The following is a 25,701-nucleotide window of genomic DNA, read 5'->3' on the forward strand; positions in this document are numbered from 1 at the left end:
CTCCTACGTGTGTTTCGGGCCAATTATTCCTGTGGGATTTGCGCGCGGACGCCTTGGCGCATGGCGCAATATCGCGTCGTACAAACAAGGCGGTCGCGCGCGCCTGCCACAGGCGTTACTGGCCCGAAACACACGTAGGAGCGAGCGCAGCTCGCGATGCGCCGCGCGGGCGCCGCTCGATTTGCGCACAACCACACCTCTCAAGACATGCGCCTTGCCAACCTCACACATTCTGGAACCCTCCCCCCCCTCAAAGGTCGGAGTTAACCAGACGCAGCACAGGTGGGTTTTGCCCCCGCGCTTGTGTCATCATGCTCCGACCGCCGGTGAGTCCTCCTATAAGCCTTTCTATGAACAAACCATACGCATTGCTGCTTGCCTTCGCCCTGCTCCAGGGCTGCCAGAGCCTGGCCCCGCAAAAGGCCGAGCCTCCCGTCGCCGAGGCCGCAAAGAGCGAGGCCCAAAAGCCCGTGGTGTATGGCTCGTTCAAGCAGGACACACTCTATAGCCTGCTGGTCGCAGAGCTGGCCGGCCAGCGCAACCGCTTCGACATCGCCTTGGCCAACTACACCGACCAGGCCGCCAAAACCCAGGACCCCGGAGTTTCCGAACGTGCCTATCGCATCGCCGAATACCTCGGCGCCGACGAGCCATCGCTGGACAATGCCCTGGTCTGGGCCCGCAACGACCCGCAAAACCTCGACGCCCAACGCGCCGCCGCCATCCAGCTGGCCCGCGCCGGCCGCTATGACGACGCCATGGCCTATATGGAAAAGGTGCTGCAGGGCCAAGGCGACACCCACTTCGACTTCCTCGCCCTGTCTGCCGCCGAAACCGACCAGAGCACCCGCGATGGCCTGCTGCAAAGCTTCGAGCGCCTGCTGGTGAAATACCCGAACAACGGCCAGCTGGTGTTCGGCAAAGCGCTACTGCTGAATCAGGACGGCAAGGCCGAAGAGGCACTGGAGCTGCTGGAGTCGCATCCGGCGCAAAACGGCGAAGTCGCCCCCATCCTGCTGCGCGCCCGATTGCTGCAGGCCCTGGACCGTGGCCCGGAAGCCCTGCCACTGCTACGCGGCGCTATCCGCGACAACCCGGATGACAAGCGCCTGCGCCTGACCTACGCCCGCACCCTGGTCGAGCAAGACCGCATCGCCGATGCCAAGGGCGAGTTCCTCAGCCTGGTCCAGCAGTACCCCGACGATGACGAACTTCGTTACTCCCTGGCGCTGGTGTGCCTGGAGAACAAAGACTGGGATGAAGCCGAAGGCTACCTGCAGGAACTGATCGAGCGTGACAGCAACGTCGACGCCGCGCACCTGAACCTGGGCCGCATCCGGGAAGAGCGCCACGACCCCGCAGGCGCCCTGCGCGAATACGCACTGGTCGGCCCTGGCCCCGATTACCTGCCAGCGCAACTGCGCCAGGCCGACATCCTGATTGCCAACGGCCGAGGCACCGACGCTTCGCGCCTGCTCGCCGAAGCCCGCGAAGCCCAGCCGGACCTCGCCATCCAGCTGTACCTGATCGAGTCGGAAAGCTACAGCAACAACAACAAGGACGCCCAGGCCAACCAGGTGCTTCAACAAGCCATCCAACGGTACCCGGACGACCTCAACCTGCTGTACACCCGCGCCATGCTGGCCGAAAAACGCGATGACCTGGCACAGATGGAGAAAGACCTGCGCGCCATCATCACCCGCGAACCAGAAAATGCCATGGCCCTGAACGCCCTGGGTTACACCCTGGCCGACCGCACTACCCGCTACAACGAAGCCAAGGCGCTGATCGACAAGGCCCATCAGTTGACCCCGGACGACCCGGCAGTGCTCGACAGCCTGGGCTGGGTCAACTATCGCCTGGGTAACCTCGACGAGGCCGAAACCTACCTGCGCCAGGCCTTTGCCAATTTCCCCGACCATGAAGTGGCCGCCCATCTGGGCGAAGTGCTGTGGGCCAACGGCAAGCGCCGCGAAGCCCGCCAGGTGTGGGCCAAAGGCTTCGAAGCCCAGGCCGACAGCCCCATCCTGCGCAAGACCCTCCTGCGCCTGACCGGATCCGAGACCCTTTAACGCCATGTTCCTGCGCCATTGCATCACCTTCACCCTGATCGCCCTGCTGGCCGGTTGTGCCGGTTTCGGTAGCCGCGAGGCCCTGCAGGGCCACGGCAACCCACAACAGTGGCGCGCCCATAAAGAACAACTGAGCAGCCTCGATGGCTGGCAGATCAACGGCAAGGTCGGCATCCGCGCCCCGCGCGACTCCGGCAGCGGCACGCTGTTCTGGTTGCAGCGCCAGGACTACTACGACATCCGCCTTGCCGGCCCGCTGGGCCGGGGTGCCGCACGCCTGACCGGCCGCCCGGGTGGCGTGGTACTGGAAGTGGCCAACCAGGGCCGTTACGAGGCCACGAGCCCCGAAGCCCTGCTGGAAGAGCAGCTTGGCTGGCAACTGCCGGTGTCGCACCTGGTCTGGTGGGTACGCGGCCTGCCCGCCCCCGACAGCAAGAGCAAGCTGACCCTGGACGGTGACAGCCGCTTGGCCAGCCTCGACCAGGACGGCTGGCAAGTACAGTACCTGAGCTACACCGAGCAGAACGGCTACTGGCTGCCCGAGCGCCTGAAACTGCACGGCAAGGACCTGGACGTGACCCTGGTGGTCAAGGACTGGCAGCCACGCCAGCTGGGGCACTGATCACATGCAAACGCTCACCCTGCCCGCTCCGGCCAAGCTCAACCTGTGGCTGCACATCATCGGCCGCCGCCCAGATGGTTACCACGAGCTGGAAACCGTGTTCCAGTTTCTCGAGCATGGCGACGAACTGAGTTTCGCCCTGCGTGACGATGGCGTGATCCGCCTGCACACCGAGATAGACGCCGTACCGCACGACAGCAACCTGATCGTGCGCGCAGCCCGCAAGTTGCAGGAGCAATCCGGCACCCCGCTCGGCGCCGACATCTGGCTGACCAAAGTGCTGCCCATGGGTGGCGGCATCGGTGGTGGCAGCTCGGACGCCGCCACCACCCTGCTGGCCCTGGCCCACCTTTGGCAGCTGGACTGGGACGAAGACCGCCTGGCCGCACTGGGCCTGAGCCTGGGCGCCGACGTACCGGTATTCGTGCGCGGCCATGCGGCGTTCGCCCAGGGCGTGGGCGAACAACTCACCCCTGTAGACCCGGAAGAACCCTGGTATGTCGTGCTGGTGCCGCAAGTGTCTGTCAGCACAGTAGAAATTTTTTCACATCCACAGTTGACACGTGATTCACTCCCCCTTAAGATGCGCCCCGTTCCCAAGGGAAACAGTCGAAATGACTGCCAACCGGTGGTAGAGCAGAATTACCCAGAAGTTCGCAATGCGTTGAATTCACTGGGAAAATTCACTGAGGCTCGACTAACCGGCACTGGAAGTTGTGTGTTTGGGGCCTTCCCAAGCAAAGCCGAAGCTGATAAAGTTCTGGCCCTTCTTTCAGCGACCCAAACAGGGTTTGTGGCGAAAGGAAGCAATGTTTCGATGTTGCATCGCAAGCTGCAAAGTCTGGTCAAGAAGTCGAGCGCATAAGCGTTCGCAGCAACAGATACAGGGGCGTCGCCAAGCGGTAAGGCAGCAGGTTTTGATCCTGCCATGCGTTGGTTCGAATCCAGCCGCCCCTGCCATTTTCCTTATACTCATCCAGGTATACCCTCAGCCTTCAGGTACTGCGCGTGTCCAAGATGATGGTCTTTACGGGGAACGCTAACCCCGATCTGGCTCGGCGTGTCGTACGTCAGCTGCATATCCCTCTCGGTGACGTCTCTGTCGGTAAATTCTCCGACGGTGAGATCAGCACTGAGATCAATGAAAATGTTCGCGGTAAAGACGTTTTCATTATTCAGCCGACCTGTGCCCCGACCAACGATAACCTGATGGAACTGGTAGTGATGGCCGACGCCTTCCGCCGCTCGTCAGCATCCCGAATCACCGCCGTGATTCCTTACTTCGGATATGCCCGCCAGGACCGCCGTCCGCGTTCGGCACGTGTAGCCATCAGCGCCAAAGTCGTCGCTGACATGCTCACTGTCGTGGGTATCGACCGTGTTCTCACCGTCGACCTGCACGCTGACCAGATCCAAGGCTTCTTCGATATCCCGGTCGACAACATCTACGGCTCGCCCGTACTGGTCGACGACATCGAGGACCAGCGTTTCGAGAACCTGATGATCGTCTCCCCGGACATCGGTGGTGTCGTGCGTGCACGTGCAGTCGCCAAGTCCCTAGGTGTCGACCTGGGTATCATCGACAAGCGCCGCGAAAAGGCTAACCACTCCGAGGTTATGCACATCATCGGCGACGTCGAAGGGCGCACCTGCATCCTGGTAGACGACATGGTCGACACCGCCGGTACCCTGTGCCACGCGGCCAAAGCCCTGAAAGAACACGGCGCTGCCAAGGTTTACGCCTACTGCACGCACCCTGTCCTGTCGGGCCGCGCGATCGAGAACATCGAGAAGTCGGTACTGGACGAGCTGGTGGTGACCAACACCGTTCCGCTGTCCGCCGCTGCTCAAGCCTGTGACCGTATCCGCCAGCTGGATATCGCACCGGTTGTCGCTGAAGCGGTGCGCCGTATCAGCAACGAAGAATCGATCAGCGCGATGTTCCGCTAAGCGGAACGCGTGTTGATGTGAAGCGCCCCGCCCCAACATGTGTTGGGGCGGGGCTTTTTTGCCATCCCCGTTGGCGCTGGTCGCAAACGCCCTCGGGGGGCTATTTTGGAGAAGCAAAATGACTGATTTCATCCTGAACGCCCAAGCGCGTACTGACCTGGGGAAAGGTGCGAGCCGCCGCCTGCGTCACTCGCAGAGCATCCCAGCCGTTGTCTACGGTGGCGATAAAGAAGCTCAATCCCTGACCATCCTGGCCAAGGAAATCACCAAGCTGTTCGAAAACGAAGCTGCCTTCAGCCACGTTATCGAGCTGAACGTTGACGGCGTTAAGCAAAACGTCATCATCAAGGCCATGCAGCGCCACCCAGCCAAGCAGTTCATCATGCACGCCGACTTCGTTCGCGTTGTTGCTGGCCAGAAACTGACCGCTGTTGTTCCAGTGCACTTCATCAACGAAGAAGCACCGGTCAAGAAAGGCGGCGAGATCTCCCACGTTGTTTCCGAGATCGAAGTTTCCTGCGAAGCCAAAGACCTGCCTGAGTTCATCGAAGTTGACCTGGCCAACGCCGAAGTCGGCACCATCATCCACCTGTCGGACCTGAAAGCTCCGAAAGGCGTAGAGTTCGTAGCTCTGGCCCACGGTGATGACAAAGCTGTTGCCAACGTTCACGCTCCACGCGTTGCTCCAGAAGCAGAAGGCGCTGCCGAGTAATCTACTCGCACGCCGGCGTTGATCGGGTTACAGTGCCGCGCGCCCTGTAACCCACCAACTCCAAGGAAGAGCCCCTGACGTGACCGCCATCCAGTTGATCGTCGGCCTGGGTAACCCCGGCCCCGAATACGAACAGACCCGGCATAACGCAGGGGCTCTTTTCGTTGAACGCATTGCCAGCGCCCAGCGTGTTTCGCTGACCGCTGACAAGAAATATTTCGGCCTGACGGCTAAGTTCAGCCATCAGGGCAACGACGTTCGTTTGTTGATCCCCACCACCTACATGAACCGTAGCGGCCAGTCCGTGGCGGCCTTGGCCAATTTCTTCCGCATCAAGCCGGAAGCGATCCTGGTGGCGCACGACGAACTCGACCTGCCTCCGGGCGTTGCCAAGCTCAAGCGCGGCGGCGGCCATGGTGGGCATAACGGCCTGCGCGACATCATCGCGCAGCTCGGCAACCAGAACGACTTCCACCGCCTGCGGCTTGGCATCGGCCACCCGGGCGACGCCAAACTGGTCTCCAACTTCGTCCTGGGCCGCGCGCCGCGCGCCGAGCAGGAGAAGCTCGACGCCAGCATCGATTTTGCCCTCGGCGTGCTGCCGGACGTGCTTGCCGGCGACTTCGCCAAGGCGATGCGCGAGCTGCACAGCCAGAAGGCCTGATTTCCTTTAGAGAGGGGAATACCCATGGGTTTCAATTGCGGCATCGTCGGCCTGCCCAACGTCGGCAAGTCCACCCTGTTCAACGCCCTGACCAAGTCTGGCATCGCGGCGGAGAACTTCCCTTTCTGCACCATCGAGCCAAACAGCGGCATCGTGCCGATGCCCGATGCGCGCCTGAATGCGCTGGCTGAAATCGTCAAGCCAAACCGCATCCTGCCAACCACCATGGAGTTCGTCGACATCGCCGGCCTGGTGGCGGGTGCGTCGAAAGGCGAAGGCCTGGGCAACAAGTTCCTCGCCAACATCCGCGAGACCGACGCCATTGCCCATGTGGTGCGCTGCTTCGAAGACGAAAACGTGATCCACGTTTCCAACAGTGTCGACCCCAAGCGTGACATCGAGATCATCGACCTCGAATTGATCTTCGCCGACCTCGACAGCTGTGAGAAGCAACTGCAGAAGGTTGCCCGCAACGCCAAAGGCGGCGACAAGGAAGCCCTGGCGCAGAAGGCCATCCTGGAACAGCTGATCCCGCACTTCACCGAAGGCAAGCCTGCGCGCAGCCTGATGAAGAACATGAGCGCCGAAGACAAGGCGGTCATCCGCGGCTTCCACCTGCTGACCAGCAAGCCGGTCATGTACATCGCCAACGTGGCGGAAGACGGCTTCGACAATAACCCGCACCTGGACGTGGTCAAGGCCATTGCCGAGGAAGAAGGCGCGGTGGTGGTGCCGGTGTGCAACAAGATCGAAGCAGAAATCGCCGAGCTGGACGACGGCGAAGAAAAGGACATGTTCCTTGAGGCCCTGGGTTTGGAAGAGCCTGGCCTGAACCGCGTGATCCGCGCCGGTTACGAACTGCTTAACCTGCAAACCTACTTCACTGCCGGCGTGCAGGAAGTACGTGCCTGGACCGTACGCGTGGGTGCCACCGCACCACAAGCCGCTGGCGTGATCCACACCGACTTCGAAAAAGGCTTCATCCGCGCTGAAGTGGTGGCCTATGACGACTTCATCCAGTTCAAGGGTGAGAGCGGTGCCAAGGAAGCCGGTAAATGGCGTTTGGAAGGCAAGGATTACATCGTCAAGGACGGTGATGTGATGCACTTCCGCTTTAACGTCTAAGCGCTAGCCTGCTGTAACCACAAACCCCTTGAGGCTTACGCTTCAAGGGGTTTTGTTTTGCCCGTACATGTACGTGCTTTGTGGGAGATGCTTGAGGCGGGCTTCAGAAATCCCCGCGCAAACTCAGCATGTAGCTGCGCGGCGTGCCGTACGTGGTACCGCGCGTCCAGTAGCCGGTCGAGTCGAAGTACTTGCGGTCCAACAGGTTCTCCATGTCCACGCCCACCGTCCAGTGCTTATCGAGCTTGTACGCCGCCCGTACATCGAACACCGCCCGGCCGCTGTTGCTCACTCCGTTGTAGGCATCGTAGTAATGGGACTGGGCCGACACGCCGCCCCCGACGCTGAGGCGGTTCCACTCACCGGGCAGGGTGTAGTTGGTATTCACCCGCAACAGGTGCTTGGGCGTTTGCGCCGAGATCGGCCCACCCGTCTCTGACTGCGTGGTGTTGAAGGTGTAGCCTGCTGCCACTTGCAGGCCTGGCAGCAACTCACCGCTGGCCTCCGCTTCGAAGCCCTTGCTGCGGCTGATGCCATCGCTGTTCACGTAGCAACGGCCGGCAACGTCATTCGGGCAATTGCCGTCGTTGGCGTAGTCGCGAGTGGCGACGTCTTTCTGCTCGATGTAGAACAGCGCGAAGGACAGGTTCAGGCGCTTGTCGAACAACTCCCCCTTGATGCCGGTTTCATAGTTGGAGCCGATGGCGGGGTCGAGCAACTTGCCGCCAGCACTGCGGTAGCTGGCTTGGGGCATGAAGATGTCCGCATAGCTGGCGTACAGCGACCAGTTGTTGTTCAAGTCGTAGATGGCACCTACAAATGGCGTGAACTCGTGCTTCTGTTCATTGGTGCTTTTACGCTCGCCATCCCAAGCCTCAGTCTTGTACCAGCTCAGGCGCCCGCCCAGCACCAGGCTCAGGTCCTCTGTCATGTGCAAGCGGGCATTGAGGTAGGTCCCGTAGCGGGTGTCGAAGGTGTCATCCTGGTAGTCCCAGCCTTGGCGCGAAGGCTCGGGGACAATGCTGTGGTCCGGGTCGAACACATTGAGCGGGATGGGGCTGTCCAGCTTTACCATGGCGTCCTTGTCGTTCATCTTGCGCCTGGACCAGTTGGCCCCCAGTGAGAGCTGATGGCTCAGACCGAAGGCCTCGAACTCGCCGTCCAGGTGGCCGTCCACCGCGTTGGCGGTGACATCGAACTTGTGAAAACTGGTGTCGTTGATCATCGGCCCCGTGGGGCTGCCGTACTCCAGCGTATCTTCTGCACTCCACTCGATGGCACTGCGGTTGTAGCGGCTTTCGGAATGCGACAGCGCCAGCTTGCCAGCCCAGCTGTCGTTGAAGCGGTGGTTCAGGTCGGCAAACACTTCATCGGTACGGGTTTGCAGCGTGGCCCAGTCCTGGCCCAGGAAGGTGGAACGCTTGAGGTGCGGATTGCTGCCGTCGGGGTTGTTCGGCAGGCCCAGCACACTGTAACCATCGATGCGCGAGGTTTGCCGGCGCAAGCCCAGGGCCACGGTAGTGGCGTCGCTCAGGTCGCCTTCGACAATGCCGTACAGCAACGGCCGCTTGGCCTTGCTGACATCGGTGAAGTAGCCACGGTCCTCGTAGGACGCCACCATGCGGCCACGCAAGGAGCCTTCAGGATTCAGCCTGCCACTGGCGTCCAGGTCGAGGCGGTAGTAATCCCAGGAGCCCGCGCGGGTGGTCACGGACAAACGCGGTTCAGCAGTCGGGCGCTTGCGCACCAGGTTCACCGCGCCCCCGGGGTTACCTGCCCCCACCAGCAGGCCCGAGGCACCGCGCAGTACCTCGACACGGTCGAACACCGCCATGTCGGGGATCATCCAGCCGGTGTAGGCATAGGCCTGCCCGGCCACGCCGTCGACCATGTAACTGTCGTCGGTGATGTCGAAGCCACGGGAACTGAAGTGGTGGTTGCCATAACCACGGTTGGCGCGGGTGATACCTGTGGTCTGGGCCATCACCTGGTCCAGTGACACCAGGTTCTTGTCGTCCATCAGCTTGCGCGTGACCACAGTCACCGACTGGGGGGTGCGCCGTAGCGACTGAGGGGTTTTGCCGATGGTCACGGCACCTGTGGTGTACGAGCCTGAACCCTCGGTGGTTTCGCCCAGGCCCACGCTATTGATATTGGTGGCCCCCAGCTCCAGCGCGCCTTTGGCATCGACCGCCGGCACCACACTGAAGGTGCCACTGCCGGTGACGATCAGTTGCAGACCGCTGCCCGCCAGCGCCTCTTGCACGGCTTGCAGGGCGCTCATCTCACCCTGGATGGCAGATGCCTGTTTGCCGACGACCAAGGCGGGGTCCAGCGACATCACCTGCCCGCCTTGGCGGGCAATGGCGTTGAGGGTGTGCGCCAGGCTGGCGGCGGGCAGGTCGAAACGCAGCAGCTGTTGCTGCGCGGAACCTTCTGCCCAGGCGAAGGCCGTTGGCACGGCGGCCAGGGTGATGGCAAGGGCGAGGGGCCAGGGTTTGAACACGTGGATACTCCTGAATTTTTGCTGTTATCAGGAGAGAGGTGGGACGAGCGAAAAAAACCGGACACGAATGATAAAAATTTTCATTCAATGACAGTCCCCGTTAAAAGATCGGCGGCCATGAACGCCTCGTCAGCGCGCTTCGATCAGGGTCATCCAGGGGCCATAGCGCTCCACCCGTATCGGCATGGTCTCTTCAAGGGCAGCCAAGGTGCGCTCGCTGTCATCCAGCGGGAACACGCCCTGCACGCGCAAGTTGCGCACCTGTGGGATGACGCGGATAAACCCGGGGCGATACGGGCGAAGTGCGTCGATCACTGCCGCCAAGGGTTCGTCCAGCACGCTGAGGTGGCCCTGTACCCAATCGGCGCGGTAGGCCTGGCCGGTAAGCAACGGCTCGATGCGTTGAGCGTGCAACAACGCCGCTTGGCCCTCCTGCAGATCCCGTTCGGTACCACTGGGCAGCGACGCGTGCACGGCATGCTCCAGCACCACTACACGTGTGGCATCGGCCAGTTGCTCGACCAGAAAACGCGTGCCCAACGCGCGTACATCACCTTGGTCGCTGCGCACGATGAACGGCCGGGCAGGGTCTGCCGCAACCTGCACCACCAGCCCTCCTCTGTACAGGCGTAGCAGGCGACGGCCGTCGGAAAAGGCCAGGTCGACCGCCGTGCCGGCATTCAGGGTCAGCCGGCTGCCATCAGCCAACGTCAGGCTACGACGCTCGCCAGTGCCGGTACGGATATCGGCAGTCAATGCCTGGCCGGTGTCGCTGCGGACTGCAAACCACAGGCTGCCACCCAGCAGAGAAAGCCCGGCCAATGCCCGTAGCACATCACGTCGGCCTGCTTCAGGTTCCAGCAAGGTATCGCGCAAGGTACCGGGGGCCCGACGCACCACCTCAAAGTGCCCGCCCAGGCCGCGCTGCAATTGCTCCCAGGCGTGGGCGTTGGCCGGGTCGTGCCCCAGCCACTGCTGGAACAGTGCCTGTTGCCGGGCGTCGTCACGCCCGGAGCGCAGGCGCACCATCCAGGCAATGGCCTGCTCGGCAGCCGGGCTCAGTGCATGGCGACTCATGATTGCACCCCACTCAGGTAGCACTGGCGCAAGGCCTGTGTCATGTAGCGGCCGACCGTTCGTTCGGATACATCCAGACGTCGGCCGATTTCCGCGTAGGTCAGGCCATCGAGCTGGCTCATGAGAAAGGCCCTCTTCACCACCAGTGGCAACCCGGCCAGGCTACGGTCGATGGCGTGCAGGGCCTCCAGCAGCAGGTGCGTTTCCTCTGGCGAGGGCGCCAGCGCCTCCGGCAGCAGCATCAGCCGCTCCAGATAGGCCTGCTCCAGGCGTCGGCGGCGGAGGCGGTCGGAGATCAGCCGTCGGGCAATGGTCGAGAGGTAGGCTCGCGGCTGCTCGATGGACGCGGGGTCGACCCGGGCGGCAAGTAGCTGGCAGAACGTTTCGGCAGCCGTGTCCTCGGCGTCCGGGCGGTTGCTCAGTTGCCGATGCACATGCCGCAGTAACCAGCGGTGGTGATCGCTGAAAAACAGACCCAGCTTGCTGGTGTGGGATGCGGGCACGGGCGGGACCAGAAGTTAATGAGAATTTGTCGCATCTTATAGATAGGGCGCCGGAAGCGCTACCCGTCTCCAACACCTATTCTGTCAATCAGCACCCGCCTCCCCCAGAGCCCGCACCATGCCCGAACCAACCCGCTTCGACTGGCAACGCTGGTTACCTGGCCTGGTCACCTTGCTCCACTACAAGCCAGCCTGGCTGGCCAAGGACATCGCCGCCGGCCTGGTGCTCACCACCATGCTGGTACCCGTGGGCATTGCCTACGCCGAAGCGTCTGGCGTACCCGGCATCTATGGCCTGTATGCCACCATTATCCCCTTGCTGGCCTATGCCCTGTTCGGCCCCAGCCGCATCCTCGTGCTGGGCCCGGACTCGGCACTGGCCGCGCCAATCCTGGCGGTGGTGGTGCAGTACGCCGCCAGCGACCCGCAGCGGGCAATCGCCATCGCCAGCATGATGGCGCTTGTCGCCGGGGCGTTCTGTGTGATTGCCGGGCTGCTGCGCCTGGGCTTCATCACCGAATTGCTGTCCAAGCCGATCCGCTATGGGTACATGAACGGTATCGCCCTCACGGTGTTGATCAGCCAACTGCCCAAGCTGTTCGGCCTGTCGGTGGACAGCCAAGGACCGCTGCGAGATATCTGGAACCTGATTCAGGCCTTGCTTGCCGGCCAAGGGCATTGGCCAAGCTTCATGGTCGGTGGTGGCAGCCTGGTGCTGATCCTTTTGCTCAAGCCCTTCAAGCGGGTACCGGGCATCCTCATTGCCGTGGTGCTGGCCACGCTGGCGGTGAGCCTGCTGGGGCTCGACCGGCAAGGCGTGAAGGTGCTCGGCGAGTTGCCCCAAGGGCTGCCCGGTTTTGTCTTGCCCTGGGTCAGCGACATCGACCTGGTGGAGGTGCTGCTCGGTGGCATCGCGGTAGCGCTGGTGTCGTTCGCCGACACCAGTGTGCTGTCGCGCTCCTATGCCGCGCGCCTGAAAATGCCGGTCAACCCAAACCAGGAAATGTTCGGCCTGGGTATAGCCAACTTGGCTTCGGGGCTGTTCCAGGGTATTCCGATCAGCAGCAGTTCATCGCGCACGCCGGTAGCCGAGGCTGCCGGCTCACAAACCCAGCTCACCGGCATTATCGGCGCGCTGGCGGTCACCCTGTTGCTACTGGTGGCGCCCAATCTGATGCAGCACCTGCCCAACAGTGCCTTGGCCGCCGTGGTGATTGCCGCCGCACTGGGCCTGTTCGAGTTCACCGACCTCAAACGTATATTCCATATGCAGCAGTGGGAGTTCTGGCTCTCGTTCACCTGCTTTGTCGGCGTAGCCGTATTTGGCGCTATTCCCGGTATCTGCATCGCCGTGGCCATCGCAGTGATCGAGTTTCTGTGGGACGGTTGGCGGCCGCACCATGCGGTACTGGGCCGGGTGGATGGCACGCGGGGCTACCATGATGTGCAGCGTTATCCACAGGCCCGACGCATTCCAGGGTTGGTGCTGCTGCGTTGGGACGCGCCGCTGTTCTTCGCCAACGCCGAGCAGTTCCAGAGCACAGTGATGGCGGCAGTGGACGCGTCGCCTACCCCGGTGCAGCGGTTGATCATCGCGGCGGAGCCAGTGACCAGTATCGACATCACTTCGGCCGACATGCTGGCCGAGCTGGACCGGGCGCTGGAAGCACGGGGGGTGGAGTTGCAGTTTGCCGAGATGAAGGACCCGGTTAAGGATAAGATGCGGCGGTTCGGGTTGTTCCAGCATATGGGGGAGAAAGCCTTTCACCCAACGGTGGGCGCGGCGGTGGATGCCTACCTGGATGAGAGCGGGGTTGACTGGCAACCCTAGCCAGCCCGAACCCGGCGCCGATCGATCCAGATCAGCATGGCACTGGCATACACCGACACCGCCAGAAACAGTGCCATGCGCACGGCAAACGCCTTGTACACATCCTGCCCGCCAGCACTGTCCTGCACCGACTGCCCCAGCAGGATCAACATTGTCGTCAGGCAGCTCACCCAGTACGCCGGGCTCTGCCGGTTCGGCACCACCTGGTACAGCCGCCGCGCCTGCCAGAGCGCGAACAGCAGCACCCACAGAAAAAACATCCACAGGTGCACGAACAGGCTCAACGCGCCCCACATCAGTATCGCCAGCAACCCGGCGAGCAATGTTGAGCCAACCAGCTCACGGCTGGCGTCCCGCGCGCGGGTTTCGCCGGCCTGTTGCCCCACACTCACGGCCTTCATGATCAGCGGCATGTACTGATCCGGAGCAATCAGCGCCAGCAGGAAGGTCGGCATCACAATCAACGTGGCGCGCAACGCTACCCAGCTGACATGCTCGCGCGCCTGCTGCCAGTCGAGTTCGTCATTTTCGCCAGGGCGAAACAACCGCTCGGTGATCTCCAGGCTACGCGCCTGGCGCTCGGCGTTCTCGCGCGCGATATCCAGCCGTGCCTCGGCCGTACGCAGGGCGAAGTAGGTGTCGGCCACTTGTGCACGCAACAGCAGCATGGCATCGGCGTAGTTGGCCCGGGAAACGAAGTAGGCCACATCTGCGCTTTCGATGGCGCGGCTGAAGCGCCCCCAGAAGTCAATTTCCCAACCGATGTCAAAGCCCACGCTGGATTGCCAGAACACCGAGTCGCGCGCGGCTGCAGCGCCGGACTGGTCTTGCTTCAGGTACAGGCTCTGCGCGCTCAACTGTTGCAACTGTGGATAACGCCCGGTCTGCACGATGGCCCGCTGGGCCCGGGCTTCGGCGATGCGCAGGCCTACCACGCGAAGGTTGGTGTTGTGGGCATCGGCCTCGGCAATCAGCGCGTCCAGCATTGGGTCGGCGAACACCGCCCACCAGCGGCGCAGGTCGGGCGCCGCAGCGCTGCGTCCTGCCTGCTCCAGCAAAGGCGTGCTCCAGCCGGCCAGCCAAGGGGCCTGGGGCTTTTCGAAGTCCGGGCCAACCTGGGTGCAGCCGGCCAGCACTACCAGCAGCCCTAGACCATAGCCGTGCGTGGGCATGGCAGCCCCTGGCTCAGGCAGCAGGTGGTGCCGGTTGCTCCGGCACCTGCAGTGCAACCCATTGCCAGAACAACACGTAGGTGACGCCAAGGATCACCGGGCCGATGAACAAGCCGATGATCCCTTTGACCACCATGCCGCCCAGCGCCCCGATCAGCACCACCGGCATCGGCACGTCCACCCCTCGCCCCAGCAACAGTGGCTTGAGCACGTTGTCGGCCAGCCCGGCAACGAAGGTGTAGATCGCAAACACGATGGTCGCGGCGGTAAAGCCTTCGACGTTGAACACATAGATGATCACCGGCACCGTGACAAGGGTAGCGGGCGCCTGGGCAATCCCCAGCATGAGGATGACGATGGCCAGCATGCCGGCCCCTGGCACCCCTTTGACCACGAAGCCGACGCCGATCAGCAGCATCTGGATGAACGCAATGCCGATCACACCCTGGGCCACCGCACGAATGGTCGCGGTGCACAACTTGGCCAATGGCTTGCCCCGCTCCTCACCCGACACCCGCATGGCGATGCGCTGTGCCGCGATTTCACCACGGTCACCAAAGGCCATGATCACCCCGGAGATGATGATCGCACCGATGAACAGCAAAAAGGCCCCCCCGGCACTGGCCGCCGCCCCCAGCACCGTGCGCCCGGCGCCCTTGAGCTGGGGCATCCACTGGTTCAGCACACTGGCCATGTTTTCGGAGGCCGCCAACCAAAGGGCATGCACCTTCGGCCCGATCAGTGGCCAGGCCGACACGGCGTCAGGTGGGGTCGGCACGCTCCAGGCTCCGCTTTTGAGCAACGTCACCAGGCTGTCCACCGATTCGCCGATGGACATCACCACCAGGTAGATCGGCACCAGCAGCACCACCAGTACCAGCACCACCACCAGCGCCGCCGCATACCCCTGCTTGAGGCCGATACGGCGCTGCAGGCGGCAATGCAACGGGTACAGGGTGACCGCCAGGATAACCGCCCACAGCATCAGCTCCAGAAATGGCTGGAACACCTGAAAGGCAAAGATCACCAAGGCAGCCACCAGGCCGGCTTTGATCAGCACATCGAGCAAGCCCCGCGACAGGGCGCTGTCCAGCATGATACCCGGTTGCATGCTTCACCTCCGAACATTCGGTTCGTCATGTGCCACGGTTCAGTCGCTCGTTTCCGGGGTGGCCTGCACGGGGCTGTCGTCTCGTAACTGCCGCGCCAAGGCCATCATCACCAGCGGTACCACCGCCATCGACAAGGTAATGGCCAGCACCAGCACGTCATGCACCTGCCGAGTCAGCACCTGATGTTCCAGCGCCAGCTTGAACACCACGAAGGCAAACTCGCCACCCGAGGCCAGCACCACGCCCAGGCACAACGCCTGGGCCTTGTTGAGCCCGCCAACCGTACGCCCGAGGCCATACAGCAAGGGCAGCTTGATGGCGACCAGCAACACGGTCAGGCCCAACACCATCAGTGGCATGCCAAACAACAGGCGCAGGTCGGCACTCATGCCCACGCCAACGAAGAACAGCCCCAGCAGCAGGCCTTTGAGCGGCTCGATCTGGGTTTCCAGTTCGTGGCGAAATGGCGACTCGGCCATCAGCACGCCGGCCAGAAATGCCCCCAGTGCCATCGACACGCCCACGTGCTCCATCAGCCAGGCGGTGCCCAGCACTACCAGCAAGGCCGTGGCCGTCGACAGCTCGGGCAAGCCCGAACCCACCGTCCACTTGAATACCGGGGTCAACAGATAGCGACCAAAGACAATCAGCACGCCTATGCCGACAGCCACTGCCAGCAGTGGCCAGGCCCCTTCGTCGGCGGTGCTGACATCGCCCCCGAGCAGCGGCACCACGGCAATCAAGGGAATGGCGGCAATGTCCTGAAACAGCAGGATGGCCACCGCCAGGCGACCTTGCGGCTTGCCCAGGTCCTTGCGCTCGGCCAGTACCTGCAAGCCAAAGGCGGTGGACGACAGCGCCAGGCCCAGGCCCAGCACGATGGCAGCGGGTTTCGATTGGTCGAACAGCCCGTACGCCAGCAGCCCAAGCAGCACCGCAGTAAGCCCTACCTGCAAGCTGCCGATGCCAAACAGCGCCCGGCGCATGGTCCACAGACGCCGGGGTGAGAGCTCAAGGCCAATCACGAACAGCAGCATGACCACGCCCATCTCCGACAGCCGCGCCACGTTGTCCGGGTTGTCGAGCAGGCCGAACACCGAAGGACCAATCAGGATACCCGCCAGCAGGTAACCCGGTACCGCCCCCATTTTCAGGCGCTGTGCCAGCGGTACCAGAAGCACCACGGCCAACAGGAACACCACCGTCGCCTGCAACAGGCTGCCGTCATGTGGCATGAGCTCTTACCCTCGCAGCTCCCCACAGGGAGGGGTTCAGAAGCGTTGTTCGACGAACTTGAACGGGTAGGCCACAGCCTTGTACTTGCCGATCTTGCCGCGCTTGGGCAGCTTCACCACCTGGTCACGGGTGATGTCCTTGTACGGAATCCGGCTGAGCAGATGGCTGATGATGTTCAGGCGGGCGCGGCGTTTATCGTTGGAATGGGCCATGAACCAAGGCGCCCAGGCAGTATCCGACGCGGCGAACATGTCGTCACGCGCCTGGGTGTAGTCATCCCAGCGGGTATACGACTTGAGGTCCATGGGCGAAAGCTTCCACAGCTTGCGGCCATCGTTGATGCGATCCTGCAGGCGGCGGGTCTGCTCTTCGGCGCTGACCTCGAGCCAGTACTTGATGAGGATGATGCCCGACTCGACCATGACCTTTTCGAACACGGGCACACCGATGAGGAACTTGTCGACGAGTTCGTCGGAGCAAAAGCCCATTACCCGCTCGACGCCCGCACGGTTGTACCAGCTGCGATCAAAGATCACTACCTCGCCCGCTGCAGGCAAATGCCCCAGGTAGCGCTGCAGGTACATCTGGGTTTTTTCCCGCTCGGTCGGTGCCGGCAGCGCCACCACGCGAAACACCCGTGGGCTGACGCGCTCGGTAATGGCCTTGATGGTGCCGCCCTTGCCGGCGCCATCGCGGCCCTCGAAGACGATGCATACCTTCAGGCCTTTGGCCACCCCCCACTCCTGCAACTTCACCAGTTCCACGTGCAGGTGCTTGAGCGCTTTTTCGTAGGCCTTGCCGCCCAGTTTTTCTGGCTGTTCCTGGGTGAGTTTCTTCCTGGACGGCTTCGACATGACACTCTCCTGAAGGGGAATGAAGAGTCAGTATGGTCGATTCATGACGGTTTGCCGCTTCGCTTGCCGGTTGAAGGGGGCTGCAGTGCAGCCCCCCCAAAAACCTACTTGGCCGACTTGTTGTAGCTGGTCATCAGGTTGCGGTAATCCGGAATATGGTTGGAGAACAGGGTGCCCAGCCCTTCAATGTCATTGCGCCAGTCACGGTGCAGCTCACAGGCCACGCCGAACCAGGTCATCAGCTGTGCACCGGCAGCCTCCATGCGCCGCCAGGCGGAGTCGCGGGTGAGTTCGTTGAAGGTGCCGGAGGCGTCAGTGACGACGAACACCTCGAAGCCCTCCTCCAGCGCCGACAGTGCCGGGAAGGCCACGCACACTTCGGTGACCACACCGGCAATCAGCAGCTGCTTCTTGCCAGTGGCTTTTACCGCCTTGACGAAATCTTCGTTGTCCCAGGCGTTGATGTTGCCGGGGCGTGCAATGTAGGGGGCGTCGGGGAACTGTTCTTTCAGCTCTGGCACCAGCGGGCCGTTGGGGCCAGTCTCGAAGCTGGTGGTGAGGATGGTCGGCAGCTTGAAGTATTTGGCCAGGTCGGACAGGGCCAGCACGTTGTTCTTGAAGCGGTCGGGGTCGATGTCCCTTACCAGCGAGAGCAGGCCGGTCTGGTGGTCGACCAGCAGCACCGCAGCGTTGTTCTTGTCCAGACGCTTGTATTGGAAGGCCATGGCGGATCTCCTTGCTTCAGCGGGTTGGGAGTATCAGCGTAGGCAAGGATGCAGGGCTGCAGAGGCCGTCGGTCGGGTTGAGTGGGACCTTCACGCAGGGTTTCAAAGTACGCGTCGGGCTGGCTACCTACTTGGTCGGTTACTTGGTCGGTTGCCTGGTCGCTCCCTTCAGCTTTAAAAGGAAGCGCTACCATCACTTCACAAATTCCTGAACTGATTATTTGCCGCCAGCGATTTTTCCCCTCGCCAACCGCCACCAGAATCGCTTCACCATAATCACAAAAACCGTGAGGCCACTCCCGTGGACCAGACTCTCCAGGTACGGCAGGCGGCCGCCGACCTCGTCGCCGCGTTTGCCAGCAACGATACCGCCCGCTATTTCGCCTGCTTCAGCGAAGACGCCACCTTCCTCTTCCACACCTTGCCGCATCCGCTGCTGTCGCGCCGTGCCTACGAAGACCTCTGGGCCCAGTGGCAGGCAGAGGGTTTTACCGTGCTCGCCTGCGAGTCGGGCAATGCCCAGGTGAGCCTGCAAGGTGATGTGGCGATCTTCATGCACGATGTAGCCACCCATATCCGCATCGCCGGTGAAGAACACCCGTTGAGCGAGCGCGAAACCATCGTGTTCCGCCGCCACGGCGAACAGTGGCTGGCTTGCCACGAGCACCTGTCGGTCGTATCGCCGGCCTGATCATCTTTTTACGCGGCCCTGCCGCCCTGCCATCGCACCCACAAGAAGGCCCGCGCACTGCGCAGGCAACAACAACCGCGCTGGAGCATCACCATGAGCCACTCGACCGGTATCGAGACCAACGGCGTCGAACAGATCCCCGACGATCAACGCGACGCCTCCCCGCTGGACCTGTTCCGCCTGATCTTCGGCGGTGCCAATACCTTTGCTACCGCCGTGCTGGGCAGCTTCCCGGTGCTGTTCGGGCTGTCGTTCCAGGCGGGTGTGTGGGCGATTCTGCTCGGCGTTGCCGTCGGCGCGCTGATCCTTGCACCCATGGGCCTGTTCGGGGCGCTGAACGGCACCAACAACGCGGTGTCTTCAGGCGCACACTTTGGCGTGCATGGGCGTATCGTCGGCTCGTTCCTGTCGCTGCTGACGGCGGTGGCGTTCTTCTCGCTGTCGGTGTGGAGTTCGGGCGATGCTTTGATCGGCGGGGCCAAGCGCCTGGCCGGCCTGCCGGAAACCGACCTTACCCTCGGCCTGGCCTACGGCCTGTTCGCGGTGCTGGTGCTGGTGGTGTGCATCTTCGGCTTCCGCTTCATGCTGTGGGTCAACAAGATTGCCGTGTGGGCTTCGAGCCTGCTGTTCCTGCTGGGTATCGTCGCCTTTGCCGGACCGTTCGATGCCGGTTACGCCGGCAACGTCAACCTAGACCAGCCGGGCTTCTGGGCAGCCTTCGTCGGTGCCGCGATCCTGGCCATGAGCAACCCGGTGTCGTTCGGCGCCTTCCTGGGTGACTGGTCACGCTACATCCCGCGTGAAACGCCCAAGGCGCGCATCATGCTGGCCGTGATTGCCGCGCAGGGCGCCACGCTGATTCCGTTCCTGTTCGGCCTGTGCACGGCCACCCTGGTTGCAACCCAGGCACCGGACTACATCGCCGCCAACAACTATGTAGGTGGCCTGCTGGCCGTGGCACCGACCTGGTTCTTCCTGCCGGTGTGCCTGATTGCGGTGATCGGCGGCATGTCCACCGGCACCACGGCGCTGTATGGCACCGGTCTGGACATGTCCAGCGTGTTCCCACGCTTGCTCAGCCGCGCCGGCGCCACGTTGCTGATCGGTGTACTGGCGATCGGCTTCATTTTCGTCGGCCGTTTCACCTTCAACCTGGTGCAGAGCGTATCGACCTTTGCGGTACTCATCATCACCTGCACCAGCCCGTGGATGGTGATCATGATCCTCGGCCTGATTACCCGCCGCGGCTTCTACCACGCCGATGACCTGCAGGTGTTCACCCGCGGCCAGCGTGGTGGCCACTACTGGTTCCTGCACGGCTGGAACTGGCGCGGCATGGGGGCGTGGATCCCCAGCGCGGCGGTCGGCCTGTGCTTCGTCAACCTGCCGGGGCAGTTCGTCGGCCCGCTGGGCGACCTGGCCGGCGGCATCGACCTGAGCCTGCCGGTCACCCTGGGGCTGGCTGGCGTGCTGTACCTGCTCTTGCTCAACCTGTTCCCTGAACCTGCTGGCGTGTATGGCCCTCAAGGCCCGCGTTGGGTGCGTTGCAAAAGCACCACGCACACGCCCGTGACCACTGCCGAAATGGCCTGACTGGAAACCGACCATGACCACTTCCCACTATATCGCCGGCCGCTGGGTCGAAGGCCAGGGCAGCGACTGCATCAGCGTCAATGACCCTGCGCTGGGGCAACCGTTCGCTGAATTCATGGCTGCCAGCGTTGCCCAGGTCGACCAGGCCGTGGCCGCCGCCCGTAGCGCCCTGCCCGCCTGGAAAAGCACCCGAGCCAGTGAGCGTGCAGCCTTCCTGCGCGGCTTTGCCGAACAGCTCGGGCAGCGCCGCGAAGCGCTGATCACCTTGCAGATGCGCAACAACGGCAAGCCGCGCCATGAGGCCGAAATCGACCTGGACGACGCCATCGCCACTTTCACCTACTACGCCGAACTGGCAGAACAGCTGCCCTCGAAAAACCGCGATGTACCGCTGGCCGTACCCGGCTTCACTGCCCGCACCCGCCTGGAGCCGGTGGGCGTGGTTGGCCTGATCGTGCCGTGGAACTTCCCGCTGGTGACCAGCGCCTGGAAGCTCGCCCCGGCCTTGGCCGCTGGCTGCACCGTGGTGCTCAAGCCGTCAGAAGTCACCCCACTGATCGAGCAGGCCTACGGCCAGATCGCCGATGCCCTGGGCCTGCCGGCTGGCGTGCTGAACATCGTCAATGGCAAGGCCGAGACTGGCGCCGCGTTGAGCAACCACAACGGCCTGGACAAGCTGTCGTTCACTGGCAGCAACAACGTCGGTAGCCAGGTGATGCGCAGCGCTTCGGCGCAGTGCCGGCCGGTAACGCTAGAGCTGGGCGGCAAGTCGGCCATCGTGGTGTTCGATGATTGCGATGTGGACCAAGCCGTGGAATGGATCGTCGCCGGCATCACCTGGAACGCCGGGCAAATGTGCTCGGCCACTTCGCGCCTGCTGGTGCAGGACGGTATTGCCGATGCGCTGCTGCCGCGCCTGCAGGCGGCACTGGAAAACGTGCGGGTGGGTAACCCGCTGACCGAAGAAGTCGACATGGGCCCGCTGACCAGCCAGGCACAATGGCTGAAGGTGGCCAGCTACTTTGCCACCGCACGCGAGGAAGGTTTGCAGTGCCTGGCCGGTGGCAAGGCGCTGGACCGGGACGGCTGGTTCGTCAGCCCGACGCTGTATGCCGATGTGCCAAAAGACAGCCGCCTGTGGAGCGAGGAGATCTTTGGGCCGGTGCTGTGTGCACGGCGGTTTGCCAGCGAGGAACAGGCGATTGCCGAGGCCAACGACAGCCGCTTCGGGCTGGTAGCCACCGTCTGCTCCGCTGACCTGGAACGTGCCGAACGCGTCGCCGATGCGCTGGAAGTCGGCCATGTGTGGATCAACTCGGTGCAGGCCGTGTTCGTCGAAACCTCGTGGGGCGGTACCAAAGGCAGCGGGATCGGCCGTGAGCTGGGGCCTTGGGGGTTGTCGGCCTACCAGTCGGTCAAGCATGTGACGCGGTGCCTCGGCTGATACTGCTGGGGCCGCGCTGCGGCCCTTTTCGCGATACAAACCCTCCCCGCGTGACTTTCCCCTCCCCCCGCAAAGTCCCACTTCCTGGTACCCCCACAATCACAACACCAGGCCGGACCACCCATGCACCCTCAACGCACTGCCTTGCACAACGAACTGCACGCCCGCCCGTCGCTGTATTTCGACGGCCCGGCGCATGTCTTCCACCTGGCCCTGCTCGGCGGTGATGCTGCCTGTGCGGCCCTGCTGCAGCGCTGCAGCCCGGATGCCCTGGACGCAACGGCAGCCCAAGGCATCACCCGCCTGGACGGCCACCCGTTCAAGTGGGAACGGCACACCGAGTTCTTCACCCTGACACTGGTAGTGCCCTGCACAGCTGCCGATACCGAGTGGCAAGCCCTGCCACCCGTGCTGGCCGAGGCCATCGCCCCGCAGGCGGCACAGATGATCAACGCCGTGCAGGTGCTGGTACGCGACGAGCAAGGCCTGGACCTGCCCCAGTACGGTTTCAAAGACCCCTGCGGCTCGTGCGTAGGTGGTGGCGATGCGGTGGTGTGGAGTGACTTCCGCCTGACCGAGGACGGCACCAACCGCTTCCTGTTCATCAACCGCCGCCTCAATGCCTACCGCCAGGGCCGCATGATCCGCCGCCTGCTGGAGATCGAGACGTACCGGATGATGGCCTCGCTCACCCTGACTACGGCCAAGGCCCTGAGCCAGGAACTGGATGCCTTCGACAAAACCCTGGTCACCCTTTCCGAGCGCAGTGCCGGCGGTGAAGGGCATGACTCCAAAGGGCTGCTGGAAGCCATTGCCCACCTGTCACGCCAGGTTGTAAGCCGCACGGTAAAAACCCGCCACCGCTTCGGCGCCACCCAAGCCTATGCACAACTGGTGTTCGAACGCCTGGGTGAACTGCGGGAGAGCCATGTGGGTGACTGTCAGCGCTTGGGGGTGTTCATCGAGCGTCGGTTCAAGCCGACCGTGCGCTACTGCGCGGCTACCGAGCAGCGGCTGGAACAATTGGCGAAGAACGTGGCGAACCTTGGCGACTTGCTGCAGGCGCGGGTGCAAGTGGAAATGGAAGAACAGAACGCCGGCATTCTGCACAGCCTCAATGCCCGGGCTGATGCCCAGGTAAAGATCCAGCGGGCAGTGGAGGGGCTGTCGATCATCGCCATCACCTACTACCTGCTGAATCTGTTCAAGCTGCTGTATGGCGGGCTGAATGTGCTGGGGTTAGGGCTGACGGCGCGGGATGGGTTATTGGCCATGGCGCCGCCAGTGTTGTTGGTGTTGCTGGTGATTTTGCTGCGGATCCGGCAAGCCAAGCAGCATTGAGGTCGGGGCGCTTGGCGCCCCCGCTCTTTACACCGACTCGTCAGCGGGGCGAGCGCCCTCTTGCACCAGCACCATGCTCTGTGGCGATGACAGCGCAATGCCTTCGTCGCGCAACCGCCCGAGAATGGTGAACAGCAGGTCACTGCGGGTACCCGATACCTGGCGCGGCCCGGCTACATAACCACTCACGCCAATCACCATTCCGCTGCTGGTCAAGTCCTTGAACGACACCGAAGTGGCCGGTGCATCCAGAATCGCCTCATGCTCGTGGTACGCCGCCAGCAGCAGCTCGCGCACACGGTTGGCATCGGTTTCCAGTGGCAGCGTCAGGGTAATGCCGACCACCCCCAATGCATTGCCCATGGTCACGTTGCGCACGTTCTGCGATATGAACTGCGAGTTGGGCACGATCACCGTCGAACGGTCCGACATCTGGATCTCGGTGGCGCGCACGTTGATGCGGCGGATATCACCCTCGACACCTGCCAGGCTCACCCAGTCGCCCACCTTTACCGGGCGCTCGGTCAGCAGAATCAGGCCGGAGATGAAGTTCTGCACGATTTGCTGCAAACCGAAACCGATACCGACCGACAGGGCACTGACCACCCAGGTCAGGCTGGTGAGGTTGATGCGCAAGGTCGACATCACCAGCATGGCCAGGAACAGGAAGCCCAGGTAACCCACCAGGGTCACCAGCGAGGCGCGCATGCCGGCGTCCATGTCGGTTTCCGGCAGCAGGCGATCACTCAGCCAGCGCTTGACCACGCGAATGGCGAACAGCCCACCGAAGAAAATCGCCAGGGCCAGCAGAATGTCCTGCGGCACGATGTTCAGGTTGCCGAGCAGCTTGCCACCGGTGCCGTCCCAGTCGCCCAGGCTCAGCAACAGTTCGCTGGGGCTGGTGCCCGATGGCATCAATACCAGCAACAGCGCCAGGAACAGCACGATGGTGCGGCCGATGCCGGCCAGGATGGTGCTGGCCTGTGCCTGATGGCGCGGCGCCAGGCCCAGGGTAGAAGCCAGTGCCAGGCCACCGGGCTGACGCGGCGACAACAGGGTTTCGCACAGGTCGCCAAAGAACGTGGTCAGCAAGTAGGCACAGGTGACGACCAGGCTGACCCACAGCAACTTGGCGGTGAGGAAGTAGGCAAGCGTCAGGTAACCGGTGAGCAGCGCCAGCAGAATCAACGACAACCAGATGACCATCACGAACGGGATCAGCCCGGCCAGGCCCGTGGGGCGCTCCAGGTCATGCTTGCGCAGGGTGCGGCGGTAACGCAGCAACGCGCCGGCAAAGATGAACGCCACCACCAGCGCGGTCAGCCCGTTGACGGCCACCGTCAGCGCCAGGCTGGCGCCGATCACGCTGTTCATCCGCTCCATGGTCATCATGACCATCAGTGCCAATGCCAGCACCTTGGGGAACCAGCCCAGCGCGCTGGCCACTTCGTCGTGGATCGGCGGCAGCCGCCAGGACGGACGCTGCAGCATCAACATGGCGCGGCCCAGGCCAGTGATGAAGGCACTGAACACCACCAGGGCGAGAATGTGGTTGGTCAGGCTGGCGATATCGCTGCCCAGCTCGGCGCTGCTCTCCAGCCCCCAGCGCAGCAGCGAAACAGAACCGGCGATGGTGCCCAGGGTTGCCAGGCTGACGCCCAAGGCCAAGGCACTGCGACGCAGGCGACCCTCAGGTAACCAGCCCACCATGGCATTGGCCAGCAAGCGCTCAAACAGCCCACGCACCAAGGTCCAGACCAGAATCGCCGCGACCAGGCTGGTAATGAACAGCCACCGGTTATCGGCGCTGAAGGCACTGCTGATGGTATCGGCTGCCTCGCCGCGCAGGTCACGCAGGCGCGCCACGTCGTCCTGGGTGGGGCGGATGATGCTCTGCCAGAACGCCGGGCTCAGTGGCGAGGCCGCACGGCTGGTGATCTGCGAGTTGAACTGACTGCGGCGCAGGTTGACGATCTGCGTGGACAGGTCGCGTGCTGACTGGGTCAGCTTGGTGGCCTGATCCTGCTGGGCCACCAGCGCCTTCTTTTCGGCCTCCAGGGCTTTGCGCTGCTGGGTCAGGGTGGCGGCCTCGTCCGGCTGGACCGGGCCAATCACCTTCAGCTTGTCGTCGAGCTTTTCCACATCGGTGGTGCGCTGCGCACTCAAGGCGTCCGCCTGGCGCTGCACCTGCATCGCGGCCAGGCGCAATTGCGACAGCAGGTCGTCGTTGGCCTCACTGGTGACGCCCTGACGGACCTGATCCAACCGGTCGCTCAGTTGCTCGATGCTGGCGTTTTCATCCAGCGCTGGCGCTTCGGCTGCCGCCAGGTTGGACAATGGCGTGGCCGGGGCCGACCACGCCGGGCTGGCAAGCGCCAACAGCAGGACCATTAGGCCTGCGCAATAACGGGCAAGGCTGACACGCCTCATCGACTATTCCTCTTTACAACTCGATTTGGCGGGGGATTCTA

At 63.0% G+C, this 25,701-nt stretch carries 21 protein-coding genes and 1 tRNA gene; 13 read left to right on the forward strand and 9 right to left on the reverse strand.

Going from position 1 to position 25,701, the window contains the following annotated elements:
* The first annotated feature begins 350 nt into the window (after positions 1-350).
* The 8 genes from ACF8R4_RS15295 (at position 351) to ychF (ending at position 7,145) form a co-directional block, all read left to right on the forward strand.
* Complete coding sequence (locus tag ACF8R4_RS15295) at positions 351-2,072, forward strand: tetratricopeptide repeat protein (protein ID WP_392492837.1); 1,722 nt, start codon at positions 351-353, stop codon at positions 2,070-2,072.
* Positions 2,073-2,076: 4 nt separating this feature from the next.
* Complete coding sequence (gene lolB / locus ACF8R4_RS15300) at positions 2,077-2,694, forward strand: lipoprotein insertase outer membrane protein LolB (RefSeq protein WP_016713311.1); 618 nt, start codon at positions 2,077-2,079, stop codon at positions 2,692-2,694.
* Positions 2,695-2,698: 4 nt separating this feature from the next.
* Positions 2,699-3,559, forward strand: a complete 861-nt coding sequence (gene ispE, locus ACF8R4_RS15305; protein ID WP_156867358.1) for a 4-(cytidine 5'-diphospho)-2-C-methyl-D-erythritol kinase — start codon at positions 2,699-2,701, stop codon at positions 3,557-3,559.
* A 20-nt stretch (positions 3,560-3,579) separates the two neighbouring features.
* Positions 3,580-3,654: transfer RNA gene (locus ACF8R4_RS15310), tRNA-Gln, on the forward strand.
* Positions 3,655-3,702: 48 nt separating this feature from the next.
* Positions 3,703-4,644, forward strand: coding sequence for a ribose-phosphate pyrophosphokinase (locus ACF8R4_RS15315; protein ID WP_003247410.1), 942 nt, complete (start codon positions 3,703-3,705; stop codon positions 4,642-4,644).
* A 118-nt stretch (positions 4,645-4,762) separates the two neighbouring features.
* Complete coding sequence (locus ACF8R4_RS15320) at positions 4,763-5,356, forward strand: 50S ribosomal protein L25/general stress protein Ctc (protein WP_060500186.1); 594 nt, start codon at positions 4,763-4,765, stop codon at positions 5,354-5,356.
* 79 nt (positions 5,357-5,435) lie between these two features.
* Positions 5,436-6,020 carry an aminoacyl-tRNA hydrolase gene (gene pth, locus ACF8R4_RS15325; protein WP_012270476.1) on the forward strand — a complete coding sequence of 195 codons (585 nt, stop codon included), beginning with the start codon at positions 5,436-5,438 and terminating at the stop codon, positions 6,018-6,020.
* Between the two features lie 24 nt (positions 6,021-6,044).
* Complete coding sequence (ychF, locus tag ACF8R4_RS15330; protein ID WP_016713314.1) at positions 6,045-7,145, forward strand: redox-regulated ATPase YchF; 1,101 nt, start codon at positions 6,045-6,047, stop codon at positions 7,143-7,145.
* A gap of 103 nt (positions 7,146-7,248) precedes the next feature.
* Here ychF and ACF8R4_RS15335 read toward each other — a convergent pair whose 3' ends face one another.
* The 3 genes from ACF8R4_RS15335 to ACF8R4_RS15345 all read right to left on the reverse strand — a co-directional run bounded on the left by ACF8R4_RS15335 (position 7,249) and on the right by ACF8R4_RS15345 (position 11,231).
* Positions 7,249-9,651, reverse strand: a complete 2,403-nt coding sequence (locus tag ACF8R4_RS15335) for a TonB-dependent siderophore receptor (protein ID WP_104833478.1) — start codon at positions 9,649-9,651, stop codon at positions 7,249-7,251.
* A 129-nt stretch (positions 9,652-9,780) separates the two neighbouring features.
* Entirely contained in the window at positions 9,781-10,728 is a 948-nt protein-coding gene (locus tag ACF8R4_RS15340) for a FecR domain-containing protein (RefSeq protein WP_392492840.1), read from the reverse strand.
* Positions 10,725-11,231, reverse strand: coding sequence for a sigma-70 family RNA polymerase sigma factor (locus tag ACF8R4_RS15345; RefSeq protein WP_060500192.1), 507 nt, complete (start codon positions 11,229-11,231; stop codon positions 10,725-10,727). The genes ACF8R4_RS15340 and ACF8R4_RS15345 overlap by 4 nt, the downstream gene beginning before the upstream one ends.
* A 118-nt stretch (positions 11,232-11,349) precedes the next feature.
* Between ACF8R4_RS15345 and ACF8R4_RS15350 the strand changes: the two genes are divergently transcribed.
* Entirely contained in the window at positions 11,350-13,062 is a 1,713-nt protein-coding gene (locus ACF8R4_RS15350) for a SulP family inorganic anion transporter (protein ID WP_164524127.1), read from the forward strand.
* Here the strand turns inward: ACF8R4_RS15350 and ACF8R4_RS15355 are convergent.
* From ACF8R4_RS15355 to ycaC, 5 genes are all read right to left on the reverse strand, one after another.
* Positions 13,059-14,234: a TolC family protein gene (locus ACF8R4_RS15355; RefSeq protein WP_232905516.1), complete on the reverse strand. Its 1,176-nt coding sequence runs from the start codon at positions 14,232-14,234 to the stop codon at positions 13,059-13,061. The two genes, ACF8R4_RS15350 and ACF8R4_RS15355, sit on opposite strands and share 4 nt — an antisense overlap.
* Before the next feature lie 13 nt (positions 14,235-14,247).
* Positions 14,248-15,345: an AI-2E family transporter gene (locus tag ACF8R4_RS15360; RefSeq protein ID WP_156867354.1), complete on the reverse strand. Its 1,098-nt coding sequence runs from the start codon at positions 15,343-15,345 to the stop codon at positions 14,248-14,250.
* Between the two features lie 39 nt (positions 15,346-15,384).
* A complete protein-coding gene (locus tag ACF8R4_RS15365; protein ID WP_060500200.1) occupies positions 15,385-16,581 on the reverse strand; it encodes a monovalent cation:proton antiporter-2 (CPA2) family protein in 1,197 nt (398 codons plus the stop codon).
* Positions 16,582-16,617: 36 nt separating this feature from the next.
* The gene (gene ppk2, locus ACF8R4_RS15370) at positions 16,618-17,436 is read right to left on the reverse strand and encodes a polyphosphate kinase 2 (protein WP_392492843.1); all 819 of its coding nucleotides are present in this window, start codon (positions 17,434-17,436) and stop codon (positions 16,618-16,620) included.
* A 104-nt stretch (positions 17,437-17,540) separates the two neighbouring features.
* Positions 17,541-18,161, reverse strand: a complete 621-nt coding sequence (gene ycaC / locus ACF8R4_RS15375; protein WP_060500204.1) for an isochorismate family cysteine hydrolase YcaC — start codon at positions 18,159-18,161, stop codon at positions 17,541-17,543.
* A 301-nt stretch (positions 18,162-18,462) separates the two neighbouring features.
* On the opposite strand from ycaC, the gene ACF8R4_RS15380 reads away from it, so the two are divergent.
* The 4 genes from ACF8R4_RS15380 to ACF8R4_RS15395 all read left to right on the forward strand — a co-directional run bounded on the left by ACF8R4_RS15380 (position 18,463) and on the right by ACF8R4_RS15395 (position 23,230).
* Positions 18,463-18,852, forward strand: coding sequence for a nuclear transport factor 2 family protein (locus ACF8R4_RS15380; protein WP_104833483.1), 390 nt, complete (start codon positions 18,463-18,465; stop codon positions 18,850-18,852).
* 93 nt (positions 18,853-18,945) lie between these two features.
* Positions 18,946-20,445: a cytosine permease gene (locus tag ACF8R4_RS15385; protein WP_060500209.1), complete on the forward strand. Its 1,500-nt coding sequence runs from the start codon at positions 18,946-18,948 to the stop codon at positions 20,443-20,445.
* Between the two features lie 13 nt (positions 20,446-20,458).
* Positions 20,459-21,889, forward strand: coding sequence for an aldehyde dehydrogenase family protein (locus tag ACF8R4_RS15390; RefSeq protein ID WP_156867352.1), 1,431 nt, complete (start codon positions 20,459-20,461; stop codon positions 21,887-21,889).
* A gap of 123 nt (positions 21,890-22,012) precedes the next feature.
* Entirely contained in the window at positions 22,013-23,230 is a 1,218-nt protein-coding gene (locus tag ACF8R4_RS15395) for a DUF3422 domain-containing protein (RefSeq protein WP_060500213.1), read from the forward strand.
* A gap of 27 nt (positions 23,231-23,257) precedes the next feature.
* On the opposite strand, the gene ACF8R4_RS15400 is transcribed toward ACF8R4_RS15395, so the two are convergent.
* On the reverse strand, positions 23,258-25,660 hold the full coding sequence (locus ACF8R4_RS15400) for a DUF3772 domain-containing protein (protein ID WP_104833485.1): 2,403 nt from the start codon (positions 25,658-25,660) through the stop codon (positions 23,258-23,260).
* Positions 25,661-25,701 lie beyond the last annotated feature (41 nt).

Origin of the sequence: Pseudomonas sp. FYR_2, from assembly GCF_043106425.1 — a bacterium.
GTDB lineage: Bacteria > Pseudomonadota > Gammaproteobacteria > Pseudomonadales > Pseudomonadaceae > Aquipseudomonas > Aquipseudomonas monteilii.